This is a genomic window from Paenibacillus phytohabitans, assembly GCF_013141775.1.
GTDB lineage: Bacteria > Bacillota > Bacilli > Paenibacillales > Paenibacillaceae > Paenibacillus_AQ > Paenibacillus_AQ phytohabitans.
The window spans coordinates 1-707 of the sequence record NZ_WHOB01000057.1 but is presented as its reverse complement, the minus strand read 5'-3'; the positions used below and the strand labels follow the sequence as shown (position 1 = coordinate 707).

The following is a 707-nucleotide window of genomic DNA, read 5'->3' as shown; positions in this document are numbered from 1 at the left end:
GGGTGGTTTGCTCTAGGGGTATAACCCCTTGTTGCCAAACTGCGCCTAAAGACGCTAGCCTGACCACACATTTGTTCAGGCTCAGTGTAATTTGTCATCTTCACTCACCCGTTAAACGGGCTTATTTCTTTTTGTTCCTTTTGTCACTGAATGGATCTTCGTATTCTTTTACGCTCAATTTATCTATGGCTTGGTCATGTGCTTCTTGTTCACGGATGTATTTGGCTACCGTGGCTTCATTTAAACCCACCGTGCTCACATAGTACCCTTCCGCCCAAAATTTTCGATTCCCATACTTATACTTTAACCCCGCATGCTTTTCAAAGATCATGAGCGAACTTTTTCCCTTCAGATATCCCATGAACGTGGACACGGCGATCTTCGGCGGTATCGCTATTAACATGTGCACGTGATCTGGCATCATGTGTCCCTCTATGATCTCGACCCCTTTGTATTTACATAAACGCTTGAAGATTTCGATTAAATCTTTCCTCACTTGATTATATATTTCTTTCCGTCTATACTTCGGGGTGAACACGATATGGTATTTGCACATCCACTTCGTGTGAGCTAGACTATAGCTCTTGTTTGCCATCTTTGACCATTCCTTTCCTTTGAGCCTGAACATCTCAATTCTATCGGAATGGTCTTGGTGGTCAAACCCTCGTCCCCTCCACCCGCATAGCGGGTGGTTTTTTGTTTCGCGC

At 44.4% G+C, this 707-nt stretch carries 1 protein-coding gene; it reads right to left on the bottom strand.

All coding sequences use genetic code 11. The annotated features are described in order from the left end of the window. Nucleotides 1-121: 121 nt before the first annotated feature. Complete coding sequence (gene tnpA / locus GC101_RS18050; protein WP_171718367.1) at nt 122-595, bottom strand: IS200/IS605 family transposase; 474 nt, start codon at nt 593-595, stop codon at nt 122-124. Nucleotides 596-707: the final 112 nt, after the last annotated feature.